Genomic DNA, 13,250 nt, shown 5'->3' on the forward strand with positions numbered 1-13,250 from the left:
TTATTTCTCCTTTGCGACTCCCGTTGCCGATAACATAGTATCTTTTGCGGTTTTAGGAACTTCAAAATCGGCCGCGTAATCGTAAAGCGGCGTAGGATATTTTCCATCAAAGTACGCTACGCAAAGTCCGTCGTTAGGGGCATCTTGGTGTAAACCGATTGCGTCAATCAAACCGGGCAAACTTAAAAAGTGCAACGAGTCCGCCCCGATTGCAACGCACATTTCCTTTACCGTGAGGTTTGCCGCCATTAATTCACGAGTATGTTCGATATCAATTCCGTAAAAGCAAGGGTATTTCAACGGTGGTGAACTGATCATCAAATGCACCGCTTTAGCCCCCGCTTTTTTCAACATTTTTACAATGTACTTGCTGGTGGTCCCCCGAACAAGCGAGTCGTCAACGAGGGCTACCTTTTTCCCCGCAACTACCGCGGATAACACTGTCAACTTCATCTCGACCCCCTGTTCACGTAACTTAGGGGTGGGTTGAATAAACGTGCGGCTGCTGTACTGATTTTTAATCAGGCCCATTTCATTTGGGACCCCCAACTGCTCCGCCACTCCTGCCGCTGCTGATAGCGAAGAATTGGGTACCCCGACGACAATGTCCACGTCTAACGGATTTTCTTGGGCTAATCGCTTACCCATTCGTTGTCGCGCGCGATGGACGTTCACCCCGTAAAGATTCGAATCTGGACGGGCGAAATAAATAAATTCCATCGAACAAATTGCTAGCTGAGTCTCGGTCGTAAAATGGTTAATTTTAATTCCCTGGTCGTCAATTTGGACTAGTTCGCCAGGTTCTACGTCCCGAACAAACTCGGCACCCACCGCCGTTAACGCACAAGTTTCACTTGCGATCACGAATGCGCCATTAGCTAATTGTCCAATTACCAAAGGCCGGAAACCATTGGGGTCCAATGCTGCGTATAAAGCATTTTCCGTAAGAATTAGGTACGCGAAACCACCCTTAATTTGTCGCAAACTAGCCTTTAATTTTTCACTAAAGCTCGCCTGCTTTTGGTGCTGAATGAGGTGCATTAGAACTTCGGTATCCGAATTGGATTGAAAAATTGCGCCCTGCTCTTCTAACTGGTAGCGCAGTGTAATTGCATTTGTCAAATTACCATTATGGGCCATCGCCACGTCCCCTTGTAGATAGTGGAAAAGCAGCGGCTGAACATTTTCAACCCCGCGGCTTCCAGCCGTACCGTAACGGACATGGCCAATTGCACTGCGCCCAATTAAGTTCGTTAAGTCATCCGGGTTACTGAATACGTCCGCTAAAAGACCTAGGCCTTTGTGGATGGCAAATTTTCCCGTGGGAGTACGGGTTACGATGCCCGCCCCCTCTTGCCCGCGATGCTGTAAGCTGTGTAATCCGATATACGTTCGTTGCGCTGCATCAGGATCTCGCCAAACTCCAAAAATGCCGCATTCTTCGTTAAGTCCCTTTAATTCAGTTGCCATGCGAGTGCTTCCTTCCAACTAGTTTCGGCCGCCATTAAACCAACGTCCAACATGTCATCAGTGGTTAAGATTTTAAGCCGATCACCCCCTACACGCCCTAATAGCATTGCTTTGCCAGCAGTTTTAGCTTCAAAATGCTCCCGGTTTGCTGGCGTAACGGTTACGAGGAATCGCGATTGGTTTTCAGCAAATAATTCGGCGGCCGCTAAATCAGTTTGCACGTTAAACCCAATTTCTCCTGCGAAGGCACTTTCTGCGAGGGCGATCGCTAATCCACCTTCTGCCAAATCGTGTGCACTAGCCAAAAGTCCTTCATGAATTAGGTCGCTTACTAAGCGTTGCTGGTCAAATTCGTATTGCAAATCAAAGTCGAACAGTTTACCTTCCACGTGGCCTAATTGCATTTTTTGGAGTTCACTACCGTTTAAGGCATCCGTAGTTTCGCCTAAAACATAAATCAAATCACCCGTTTGTTTAAAATCTAAGGTGGTTATCCAAGCTGGATCTTCAATTATTCCGACCATGCCCACCATGGGAGTAGGATAAATTGGTTGCCGATTAAATTCGTTGTACAGTGAAACGTTGCCCGAAATCACGGGAGTATCAAAAACATCGCAGGCCGCGGCCATTCCATTAATGGCTTGGGCTAATTCGTAGTAACATTCTGGATCTTCTGGGCTCCCAAAATTCAGACAATCGGTAATTGCTAAAGGCTTTCCTCCCGTTGCCACCACGTTGCGGGCGGCTTCGCTAACGGCAATTTGTCCGCCAAGGTAAGGATCCAAGTATAAGTAACGGGGATTCGCGTCGGTAGTCATTGCGAGTGCTTTTTGGGTCCCGCGGATTCGAACCACAGCAGCGTCACTTTGGACGGTTGAAATCGTGTTAGTTTGTACCTGTGCATCGTAGCGTTCAAAGATTGCTTCTTTATTAGCAATCGTGGCTTGACGCAACATGGCATTAAAAGTTGCCGTTAAATCCTTAATTTGCGGTTGAAATTGCTTTCCATCGTTCTTGACACGTTGCGGTTTTTGGCTTGGCCGATGATAAGTTGGTGCTTCATCAACTAACGCATGAATTGGGACATCGGCTACGGTGGTCCCTTTAAAAATCAGTTGATATCGCTGGTCTTCGGTAACCTCCCCAATTTTTACAGCGGTACTATCATATTTTGCAAAAATTTCCTCTACTTCACGTTCGTGCCCCTGCTTAACGCAGAGCAACATCCGTTCTTGGGATTCAGAAAGCATTAATTCGTAGGGAGTCATGTCTGCTTCACGTTGAGGAACCAAGTCAAGATCCAAGCGCATCCCGAATCCTGCCTTGGCCCCCATTTCTGCTGATGAGGAAACTAAGCCCGCTGCCCCCATATCTTGAATGCCTACCAACCATTCGGCATGGTTATGGATTAATTCTAAGCAAGCTTCCATTAACTGTTTTTCAGCAAACGGATCCCCAATCTGGACCGCCGACCGTTGTGTAGTCTGTGCATCATTAAATTCAGTGGAAGCAAAAATAGCTCCTTGAATCCCATCTCGACCAGTTTTAGCGCCCGCATAATAGATTGAATTGCCGACCCCGGCGGCAGCTCCCCGCTGTTGGTCGGCGACGTTCAACAAGCCCACGCACATGGCGTTCATCACTGGGTTATTCTGGTAAATTGCATCAAAAGTCGTTTCTCCGCCAACCGTGGGAATCCCCATGCAATTACCGTAGTCGCCAATTCCCGCTACAGTTTGGTCCACTAAGTATTTTGTCCGGGCGTCAGTCAATTCACCAAAATGCAGACTATCCATTAACGCAATTGGTCGAGCGCCCATGGAAAAAATATCTCGAATAATGCCGCCCACGCCGGTTGCCGCACCTTGATAAGGTTCCACTGCCGTAGGATGATTATGACTTTCGGCTTTAAAAACTACCGCCTGCCCGTCGCTAATATCGACAATGCCAGCACCTTCTCCCGGTCCCTGTAATATTTGCTGACCCGTTGTGGGAAATTGTTTTAAAAGTGGCTTAGAGTTTTTATACGCACAGTGCTCACTCCACATGGCAGCAAATAATCCTGTTTCAGTGAAGTTAGGGAGTCGACCCAGCGTGTTCCTGATTTGGTTAAATTCGTCTTCGCTTAGTCCCCACTGGATATATAATTTTTGATCCCAAATTTCGGTCGGTGTTAATTCCGTCATCATCGCAAAATCTCCCCTTATTAAACGTGTTGCGTGATACTAGCAACTAAACTTTGGAACAATATTTTCCCGTCCGTCCCCCCTAAAACTGCTTCACTAGCTCGTTCCGGATGGGGCATTAGTCCGAGGACGTTGCCCCCTTGGTTAGTAATTCCGGCAATGTTATCAGTACTGCCGTTAGGGTTGTTTACGTAACGCAGAACAATTTGGTTGTGTTCCTTCAAATCTTGTAAAGTTGTTTCATCACAATAATAGTTTCCTTCACCGTGAGCGATGGGGAACGTTACGGTTTGCTTTAAACTAAATTGGCGGGTAAACGGCGTTTGACAATTTTCAACAACCAATTTTTGGGGTCGGCAAATAAAATTTAAGCTCTCATTAGGATGCAATGCTCCGGGTAAAAGCCCGGCTTCCGTTAAAATTTGAAAGCCATTGCAGACTCCGATCACTGGTTTTCCAGCTTCCGCAAATTCTTGCACCGCGGACATGATGGGCGAAAAACGGGCAATTGCGCCGCTCCGGAGGTAATCACCGTACGAAAAGCCTCCCGGAATTAAGACGGCGCCGGTTTCAGCTGGTAAAGCAGTCTCGCGATAATCCACAAAACGTGGAGTGACCTTAAGGACGTCTCGTAAAACGTAATACATATCCCAGTCACAATTGGAGCCTGGAAAACGAAGGATGCTATATATCATTTTTCGTCCTCCTGATCGTCTTGAATCTCAAACCGGTAAGTTTCCATGTTAACGTTGGCTAATAATTCATCACACATTTTTTGGACTTGTTCGTTAATTTTTTGTCCGCCATCGACCACCTGGATTTCGAAATATTTTCCCACCGACACTTTTTGGACCTCTTGGTAATTCAAATGATGAAGCGCTTTTTTAATGGCGGCTCCCTGAGGATCCAAAATAGATTCTTTATAAGTGACGTAAACTTTAGCTTTGTACATGCGCTTCCTCCCGTGAATTTATTAAACGCCGGAGTACCTCTTGATAAACTGTCACCAGATCACCCGTTTTTTTGCGAAAAACGTCCTTATCTAAGGAAGTTTTGGTGGTTAGGTCTACCAACCGGCAAGAATCGGGTGAAATTTCGTCCGCAAGCATAATTTTTCCATCTGCGGTTTTGCCAAATTCAACCTTGAAGTCCACTAGTTGCAAGTGAGCCTGCCAAAATCGTTCCTTTAACAGCCGATTAATTTGAAGTGCTAAGTTTTCGAGGATTTCACCTTCTGCATAACTAATAATTTTCAAAGCTACGGCTTGATTAGTGTTGATGAATGGATCATCCAATTCGTCGGATTTATAAAAAAATTCCACAATCGGCTGGTCGAACTCTCGTAAATACGGCACCGCAAATTTTCGCTGAAAACTGCCTGCTGCTGCATTACGTACGACTACCTCTAGTGGAATAACGTCTACTTTGTAATTTAATTGTTCGGTATCGGAAATTTTTTTAATAAAGTCCGTATGAATCCCTTTTGCACCTAGCATTTCAAAGAGGATACAATCGATCTGATTATTCAAAGCTCCCTTACCAATAACTTGGTCTCTCCGTTTACCATTTAACGTCGTTGCTTGATCCAGGTACTCAACCCACACCACGTCTTCCTCATCCGTCCTATACAATCGTTTAGCTTTACCCTTTTTAATTAACGTCGTTTTCTTCATTGCTAATCTCCCAAATCTTTTCCGCTTGAATTGAATCTAAGCTTGGTTGCAGTTCTCCTAACAAGGTAATGTGCCCCATCTTCCGATTCACCCGACTTTCCGCTTTGCCATAACCGTGAAAATGCCAATGCGGCCGTTGTGCTAGCTTTTGGCGGGCTAATGTTAAATGTTGCCCGAGTAAATTGACCATCACTGCGGGGGCGTGTTGCGTAATTTTCGGTATTTCAAGTCCACAGATACTGCGAACGTGGGCTTCAAATTGTGAAATGTTACATGCTTCAATCGAGTAATGTCCCGAATTATGGGGACGGGGTGCTAATTCATTCACTAACAAACGCTCATCAGCTAACATGAAGAATTCAATCCCCAATACTCCTCGTAAACATAAACCTTGCGCAATTTGGCGAGCAATTTTTTGTGCTTTTTGCTGAACCTCTTTCGTTACCCGTGCCGGGACAATGCTTTGATGGAGAATATGGTTGTGATGGATATTTTCCGCTACTGGAAAACATCGCACCTGGCCATCCCGGCTTCGCGTCACCATTACCGATAATTCTTTGCTGAATCTCTGACGCTTTTCCAAAATGCACGGTGTTTGAGATGCTAAACTCCGGTCCGCTGGCAAATCGTCCTCCGAATTAATATCTTGCTGACCATGCCCGTCATAACCGCCCTCACAAGATTTTAAAATGCAAGGGTACCCTAGCTTAGTAATCGCGTCATTTAGCTCGGTTGGATTGCTGACGGGTTGATAAGGCGTTACCGGGAGGTCGTGGCTAGCAAGAAAATGTTTTTCGCGAAGACGATCACTAGTTACGTATAGTAAATTAGTCCCTTGCGGAAGAGCCGCTAACTTTTGTGTAGCCTCCAAGCTAGCTAAATCGACATTTTCAAATTCATAAGTTAAAACATCGCTACGTTCGGCCATCTTTAATAGGGCTTGCTGGTCGTTATAAGCGGCCACGATTTGGAAATCACTAACCTGACCAGCCGGACAGTTAGGGGTCGGATCTAAAATGCCCACCTTATACCCCATTGCCTTGGCAGCCAGAGCGATCATCTGTCCTAATTGGCCGCCGCCAATAATTCCAATCGTTGCTGGCGGTAGGTATACACCCGCTTCACCACTGCTTTTCACTATTCTGGGCCTCCTGTGTTTGTTCTTGCCGAAATTCAATCATTTTTTTAGCAAGCCGCGGCTCGGTAATCGCTAAAATTTCGATTGCCAGTAAAGCTGCATTTTTAGCCCCGGCCTCTCCAATTGCCGTGGTTGCTACCGGTACTCCGCTGGGCATCTGCACAATTGACAATAAAGAGTCCAAGCCGTGCAACGCATGACTTTCAATCGGGACGCCCACCACCGGCAAAATGGTGTTGGCCGCTAACATTCCTGGTAAATGTGCAGCTCCACCAGCTCCCGCAATTATTACCCCATAACCATCTTTTTGAGCTTGCCCGCCAAATTTTTGAAGTTCACTAGGCATCCGATGCGCTGAAATTACGTGTCGCTCATAAGCCACCTCAAACTTATCAAGCATCGCTGCCGTTTCCTTCATCGTGGGCCAATCGGAAATTGATCCCATCACTACCGCAATTTTTTTCATAACAGCTCCTTTCAAACAAAAAAACTTGGTTAGTTTTCACGTTTAGTGTACCAACTTAGTTAACTTTAATCAACGCTTTTTACGAACTATTTTTATTCAATTTAATTTTATAGTTCGCATATAACTCATAAAAATAGATATTTCATCATTAATCATTCGAATTATACGTAAAAAACTCCCCAATCAGCACTAAGCGCTGCTCGAGGAGGTCCAATATAAAGTATGGTGAAAATAATTTTTGAATAAGTGCTTAAAAATAAGGTCCCGAAACTGGGTCTGGAGAAAAAAATATTCACCACTAACTCAATTAATAAAGTATGCATCCGTAGGTCCCTTTAAGTTATTATTTAGTAACTAATCATCAAAAAAGTTGCATCACTAATCTTAAGGTACTACCCACCTATTTTTACTTGTCCGCTAGCAACTTGCATTTTTTGAGCAGCCACTAGTAAAAGTTTTTCCGTTCCAACTGCCGACGACTTTGCGTCAGCGCATACGCGCCCGTTGTTAACCAGTGGCCCTAAACTTCTCAAAATCACGGCCAGCGTTAATAAATCTTTTTGTCCCATATTGATCCCTTCTTTCTTAATTTTAAAGTATTATATATGTGAACGCTTTCATTTTATCGTGGATACTTCTGGGACGCAAATAATAACTATCGTCAATTTCTTATACTTAGCCATCCAACTCTTTCAAGTTCACTTATTTAAGTAAGCCCTCCTACCTCTCATCAAGAAGAAACGCGATTCACACCAGCTTCACAGCAAAGACTCTTTACTATTGCTAAATCATTTTCTAACTGCTAACCAAACCATTCCACTACATCCTAATCCAGTAACGCTAAATATAATCTGCCTCCAATGTATTACGTTTAGGAAGACCTAGCACGGGATTTAAATTATGTCTATGGGAAGCAACCACGCTAAACACCACGCAAAAAATAAAAATTAGCCACCACCGTTTGCTTAAAAAATCCCAAAAAGTCATCCCCGTCCGGGCTCTTTGAACCCGTAATTTTTTGGCAGGGGCTTCCCGATCCCGGATCAACGCGTCTAAACTAATTTCAAACAAGTCGCTAAGTTGCATCAACCGTTCTACGTCAGGATAAGCACTTTCCGTTTCCCACTTCGAAATGATTTGCCGACTAACTTGCAATAACTTTGCTAAATCATTTTGGCTCCACCCCTTTTTTCGCGTTCTTTTCGAATTCTTTGACCAACCATTTTTGTTCCTCCCCACTCAATATGCAACTTTCCTCAGTAAAAATCACGAACTTGTTGTTAGCATTCCGCCCCGATTATAACAAGCGTGCTCTATCAACGTCTTAAAGTTACTTATAAATGACCTGAGTGTACTGGGTCCCGCAATTTAAGGGCGCTTTTATTTCAATCTATTTAAAAAACTTCAAAATTAAAGTAGGATAACTTTGATTTTGAAGTTTTTCTTTTTATTATCGCGGCATTAGTCCCCAACCCAATAATCGATCAATTGTAATGTGAATTAGCCATACTAGTATAATTGACAGCGTCATTTTTCCTAAGACATTTTCTCCAACCAAGTAGCTGCATGATAAAACCAGTGGCAACGTAAATGTATGGGTTAGATTATATAAATAATTACCCATCTTCGGGGAAATCAGGTAGCCTAAAGCTCCCACATCAAATATTAAAAATGTCGCCAGTAAAAAAAGTAGGTTTACCCTAACTTTAACAAAAACGATTCCTAAAACCACTAACAATAACAAATATTCTAATTTGGTTGCCCACGTTTTAAAGTCCATTTACTCACGCTCGCTTTTTAAATTGCCTAAACCAGTAGCTGTCTTAATTTACTAAGGTACTTTCTAGAAACAAAACAGCTCTCACCACTACTCAACAGTACTTGCATTTGGTTCAAATCTAAAACTTGGATCTTTTCTCGGTTAATTACAAAAGAGTTATGACACCGCACCATCTTTGGCGACTCTTCTAATAAATTATTTAGCGAGCCGTAAATCTCTAAAACTTTATTTACGGTATGAATTATAATGCGATGTTTGTTGGCGGAAGTTTCAGCGTAAAGTACTTCGTTTTCTAAGATTCGTTCTAACTTAGGACCAATTTTAAAAGTTAAGTACCTTTCACTATGTACTTTACTATTCTTAAACGCTTGATTTTTTTCGTACGCAGCTTCAATACAAGCTTCGATTCTTTTTTGGTAAGTTACAGGTTCATCTTTAAGAACGTAATCCAACGCTTCAACCTTATATAAAAAGGTCAAGTAGGTCATTTCATCGTGAGTTGTAGAGAAAACAATTGACGAACTTCGATCCCGCTGACGGACTGCTTTAGCGACCTCAAATCCGTTAACGTTACTTTTATCTAAACAGATGTCTAAAATAAACAGCGCGCCACTTGCATACTCTTTATTTTTAATGATTGGCAAAATATCTTCAGCCTTCGTGCTCGCTGCCAAAACGTTTAATTCTAGGTTCTTCTTTGAACAATAATTCTTGATAATTTTTTCTAAATTATAAAGTTGCTCAATGTTGTCTTCGCAAATTAGAATATCCATATTATGTTCCCCGTTATTAACACACAATTTCTTGCAAGAAGTAGCCGTTTTCAATTGAAGTCATTACTTCCAAATGATCTTCTTTAGCGGTGATATCGCGTAAACTACTCAACCCAATTCCCTCATGGGTCCCTTTTGTTGTATAACCTTCTTGAAAAATTTCCCGTAAATTAGTTTTACTGGCCCTTTTCAAGGAGTTACGAATTAAAATCGATCGGTATCCTTCGTTTACGGTAACTACAACGTCAATTTGTCCCCCATTTGTTTCAACGTATTCAATTGCGTTATCCATTAGAATTCCCACAATTTCAACTATATGTACGTTAGCCACTTGTAGCTCACCAATCGGTTGAATACACTCAAAATGAATTTTAAGTTTCTGATGCTCAGCTTGAATTAATTTATACGCGATAATTCCCTTCAATGCCGTATTACCAATATTTTGCAAATCGCCAATCCTGATTTCATCATATTTATCATCTGCATTTAGCATTGTTAACGTTTCTTTATAATATTTACGCAAATCGGCGTACTCTTGGTCCTCAAGCAAAAATAACGAACTAGAAATCACATTAACGTAATCATGTTTAATTTTTCTGAGATTCCTATATCCATCCTCAAGAACGGCAGCGTAATTTTCTAATTGTTTAATTTGTTGCAACTCATTTTTTAGCTTAGTCCGGTGCAGTTCGTTTAAAAAAGAAAAAATCATACTCAAAACGGCAATCAGCAATAAAGCAACGAATAAAGCTTCTAAAATCAACGAATTAACGTTTGACCCAACGACAACTTTGCCTTGTACCGTCGTAAACATTAAAATTGCCAAAATAACTATGTACCATTTGCAGAGCAATTTTACTATTTTTCGCTTGTTAAAAAAATCAAGTAAATTATTAGTGAGATAACTTTGCAAATAAACTGCAATAAATCCTCCCACAACGAAAGCACCTAAGCGGATAAAATCCCCTAAATGCGCGCTTACCTTCGATAAAGAGAAAATATCACTAATCAGCAAATACATAATTAGGCTGCATAGCAAAAATGAGATGGGAAACAAAGAATCGATAACGTTGCTTTTGGTAATTACTTGGTTTAACCCCACTAAAACTGCCGTTAAAAATAAGCCCGAAAATATCGGAGATTGGTTTGCGATAAGACCGCTCAAAATTGACAATACCGGCGCAAGCACAATCAGAATAGGATAGGATTGTTTAGCTAAATGCGCTTTGAGTATGTAGAAGTTAAAGATCTGCATAATGAAACACTGTGCACCCGCAGTTACCGCCACATTGACCATATACTTCACCTCATACATATTCTACACCTCAAATAATGTTTGCGCTTTCTTCATTTGTCTTATAATTTAAAAAAATCGTTTCATCTCCCATTAACATCTATACTTCGATTAATTTCTTGTTTACTAACCGAAAAACTTTATCAAAGCGCGCTAAGTTGACCACGCTAGTTTTATGGGTAATTACGATTACGGTAATCTTAGTTTTGGCAAGTAAAGTTTGTTCAATTTCATTGCTTAATTTATTGTCCAATGCAGAAGTAGCTTCGTCTAATAAAATGATCGACTTTTCTTGGATAAAAGCTCTGGCAATCGAAATCCGTTGCCGTTGTCCACCAGAAAGGTTTTTTCCATTTTCGCCGCAATTATAATTTAAGTCGCCGTTAACTGTCGCTAGAAATTCCCCTAATCCAGCTTCCTGTAGCGCCTGCACAATTTGCTGGTCACTATACAAATGCCCCAAAGTCACGTTGTACTTGATTGAATCATTAAAAATAAATACTTCTTGTTGCACCACTGCCACTTGAGAATACCACCACTTTGCAGAAATGCTATTTAAATCATTCCCATCAATCGTGATCTTTCCTTGATCGGGTGAAAAGAGCTTCAGCAATAAGTTAAAAATGGTGGTTTTACCACTGCCCGAATTGCCAATAATTGCATAATTATGATTTGCCAGCAGTCGACAATTCACATTGGTCAATACTTGTTTTTTAGTCTCTGGATATCTAAAGCTAACGTTGGTAAATCCGATTGCTTGAGTAAAATGATTCTGGTGGCTTCCGGATGTGATTGAACTTGTTTCTTTTCGCAAAAATACGGTTAAAGAATTTAAAAGCGCTTTAGCCCCTTGATAACGAGAATTCTGTAATCCTAGTTGATTAATCGGCATCACCACAAAATTTACCAATTGCACAATGGCCGTAACGCTTCCCACACTTAGCGTTCCTTTAGTTGACATTATCATCCCGCCACCAAAGGCAACTAAAAAAATCATCAGCCCAGAAATTTCCGAAATGGTGGAAGTTATGTCTTCGGTAATGCTTAGTTTTAAACTTTTTTGGGTGTACTCACGTAAAAAAAGCTGGTACGAACGATTCACACTCTTTTCTGCTTGATAAATTTTGATGGTTAAAAACCCCGCCAGCATCTCTTTAATTTTATTTGCAAATGTTTTTTCGGCAGCCAGCGCACGTTCTTTTTGAATTTGGCCCTTTTTTGCTGAAAAAGCACTGAGTATAATTGGGACTGCTGTTAGAATCAATATTGCCGCGGCCAAAACTCCACTACTCATAAACATTGTCACTAACGAATATCCCACTAACATCAGGTTGCGAACCATTTCAAAAAATCCCATCAAATAATCTTTACCAATCTGGTCAGCCTCACTAAGCAGTGCGTGTTGGTAATCAGAAGTAGTTTGCTTTATAAAGCTTACGTAGTTTTCTTGAAGCATGCTGGACATTAAATACATTCGGTATTTTTGTATTTGCTTGGCCGTGTATAAACTAGTTAGCACTTTTGCAAGGTAATTTCCTAAAACAAAAACAATTACCACAAGGATGCTAACGCAAAGATGGCGGTAAAGCAGAGTTAAATTTTGTTGAACACCATCATCAATTAAGAACTTAATTGAAAACGCAAATCCAATATTAGCTAGCGGAGCTAATATATTTATTAGCATTGTTGCAACCCAAAGGCTGTTGATCGTAACTAACTTTTCCTTACCCATTTTAAATACCTGATTCTTTTTCAAATTTTTTTAAATAGTAATCCCGAATACCGTCTTGCAACTCACTGTCTTTGATCTCCTTGATTACTTGAGCATCAACCAGGTACAGATAATCTGCAATGTTTTGTAATTCTTCTAAAATGTGACTAGTAAGCACCACGCAAGTCCCTCGGCTCGCTAGCTTAACGATCAGCTTCTTTACTTGTTCTACCGCAGATAAATCCAACCCGTTAAAAGGTTCATCCAGTAGCAAAAGCTTAGGAAGTGTGCACATTGCCCGAGTAATTCCTATTTTTTGCCGCCAGCCTAACGATAAATTTGCCGCGTTATCATTTTGCTTGGTGGTCAATTGCATCTGACTTAATAGATCAGCTAACATCGTTTGGCCTACCCGAATGTTCATCATTTCCAATTGCACATCAATAACATTTTGTACGGTGTAACTACTTGGAAATTGAGGTGTTTCAATTAAGCTTCCGATGCTACCCCTTTTCATAAAGTTTTGCCCATTAGTAATTTCTTCTCCGTCAAAAACAATCTTTCCGCCATCCACTCGTGATAAACTTAATATGCACTTCATCAGGGTGGTTTTTCCCGCTCCATTAGGTCCTAATAGACCGTATACCCGACCACTTTTAAAATTTAAATTTACGTTATGTAAAGTATCTTCATTATCAATTTGTTTTAATAATCCCTTGATTTCCAAAATGCTATTTTGTTTTTTCAAAGTGCGCCCCC

14 protein-coding genes are annotated in these 13,250 nt (G+C 41.5%); all 14 read right to left on the reverse strand.

Annotated features, from left to right (window positions below):
• The 14 genes from purF to NL111_RS05335 all read right to left on the reverse strand — a co-directional run bounded on the left by purF (position 1) and on the right by NL111_RS05335 (position 13,239).
• Complete coding sequence (gene purF / locus NL111_RS05270; RefSeq protein WP_285109986.1) at positions 1-1,470, reverse strand: amidophosphoribosyltransferase; 1,470 nt, start codon at positions 1,468-1,470, stop codon at positions 1-3.
• Positions 1,455-3,659 carry a phosphoribosylformylglycinamidine synthase subunit PurL gene (purL, locus tag NL111_RS05275; protein ID WP_285109987.1) on the reverse strand — a complete coding sequence of 735 codons (2,205 nt, stop codon included), beginning with the start codon at positions 3,657-3,659 and terminating at the stop codon, positions 1,455-1,457. The genes purF and purL overlap by 16 nt, the downstream gene beginning before the upstream one ends.
• A 17-nt stretch (positions 3,660-3,676) precedes the next feature.
• A complete protein-coding gene (gene purQ, locus NL111_RS05280) occupies positions 3,677-4,351 on the reverse strand; it encodes a phosphoribosylformylglycinamidine synthase subunit PurQ (RefSeq protein WP_058120820.1) in 675 nt (224 codons plus the stop codon).
• Positions 4,348-4,608: a phosphoribosylformylglycinamidine synthase subunit PurS gene (gene purS, locus NL111_RS05285; RefSeq protein ID WP_285109988.1), complete on the reverse strand. Its 261-nt coding sequence runs from the start codon at positions 4,606-4,608 to the stop codon at positions 4,348-4,350. The genes purQ and purS overlap by 4 nt, the downstream gene beginning before the upstream one ends.
• Positions 4,595-5,329, reverse strand: a complete 735-nt coding sequence (gene purC / locus NL111_RS05290) for a phosphoribosylaminoimidazolesuccinocarboxamide synthase (RefSeq protein ID WP_285109989.1) — start codon at positions 5,327-5,329, stop codon at positions 4,595-4,597. Before purC ends, purS begins: the two co-directional genes overlap by 14 nt.
• On the reverse strand, positions 5,307-6,467 hold the full coding sequence (purK, locus tag NL111_RS05295; protein ID WP_285109990.1) for a 5-(carboxyamino)imidazole ribonucleotide synthase: 1,161 nt from the start codon (positions 6,465-6,467) through the stop codon (positions 5,307-5,309). Before purK ends, purC begins: the two co-directional genes overlap by 23 nt.
• A complete protein-coding gene (gene purE / locus NL111_RS05300) occupies positions 6,451-6,933 on the reverse strand; it encodes a 5-(carboxyamino)imidazole ribonucleotide mutase (protein WP_285109991.1) in 483 nt (160 codons plus the stop codon). The genes purK and purE overlap by 17 nt, the downstream gene beginning before the upstream one ends.
• 392 nt (positions 6,934-7,325) lie before the next feature.
• Positions 7,326-7,502, reverse strand: a complete 177-nt coding sequence (locus tag NL111_RS05305) for a hypothetical protein (protein ID WP_162891422.1) — start codon at positions 7,500-7,502, stop codon at positions 7,326-7,328.
• A 271-nt stretch (positions 7,503-7,773) separates the two neighbouring features.
• The gene (locus tag NL111_RS05310) at positions 7,774-8,172 is read right to left on the reverse strand and encodes a helix-turn-helix domain-containing protein (RefSeq protein ID WP_285109992.1); all 399 of its coding nucleotides are present in this window, start codon (positions 8,170-8,172) and stop codon (positions 7,774-7,776) included.
• Between the two features lie 211 nt (positions 8,173-8,383).
• The gene (locus NL111_RS05315) at positions 8,384-8,713 is read right to left on the reverse strand and encodes a DUF4260 family protein (RefSeq protein ID WP_285109993.1); all 330 of its coding nucleotides are present in this window, start codon (positions 8,711-8,713) and stop codon (positions 8,384-8,386) included.
• A gap of 26 nt (positions 8,714-8,739) precedes the next feature.
• On the reverse strand, positions 8,740-9,486 hold the full coding sequence (locus NL111_RS05320) for a LytR/AlgR family response regulator transcription factor (RefSeq protein ID WP_285109994.1): 747 nt from the start codon (positions 9,484-9,486) through the stop codon (positions 8,740-8,742).
• Positions 9,487-9,502: 16 nt separating this feature from the next.
• Entirely contained in the window at positions 9,503-10,801 is a 1,299-nt protein-coding gene (locus tag NL111_RS05325) for a sensor histidine kinase (RefSeq protein ID WP_285109995.1), read from the reverse strand.
• Between the two features lie 79 nt (positions 10,802-10,880).
• Positions 10,881-12,536, reverse strand: coding sequence for an ABC transporter ATP-binding protein (locus tag NL111_RS05330; RefSeq protein ID WP_285109996.1), 1,656 nt, complete (start codon positions 12,534-12,536; stop codon positions 10,881-10,883).
• Complete coding sequence (locus tag NL111_RS05335) at positions 12,514-13,239, reverse strand: ABC transporter ATP-binding protein (RefSeq protein ID WP_058120813.1); 726 nt, start codon at positions 13,237-13,239, stop codon at positions 12,514-12,516. The genes NL111_RS05330 and NL111_RS05335 overlap by 23 nt, the downstream gene beginning before the upstream one ends.
• Between the last annotated feature and the right edge of the window lie 11 nt (positions 13,240-13,250).

Origin of the sequence: Pediococcus sp. AC40 (assembly GCF_030252485.1) — a bacterium.
In the GTDB taxonomy this organism is placed as follows: Bacteria; Bacillota; Bacilli; order Lactobacillales; family Lactobacillaceae; genus Pediococcus; species Pediococcus acidilactici.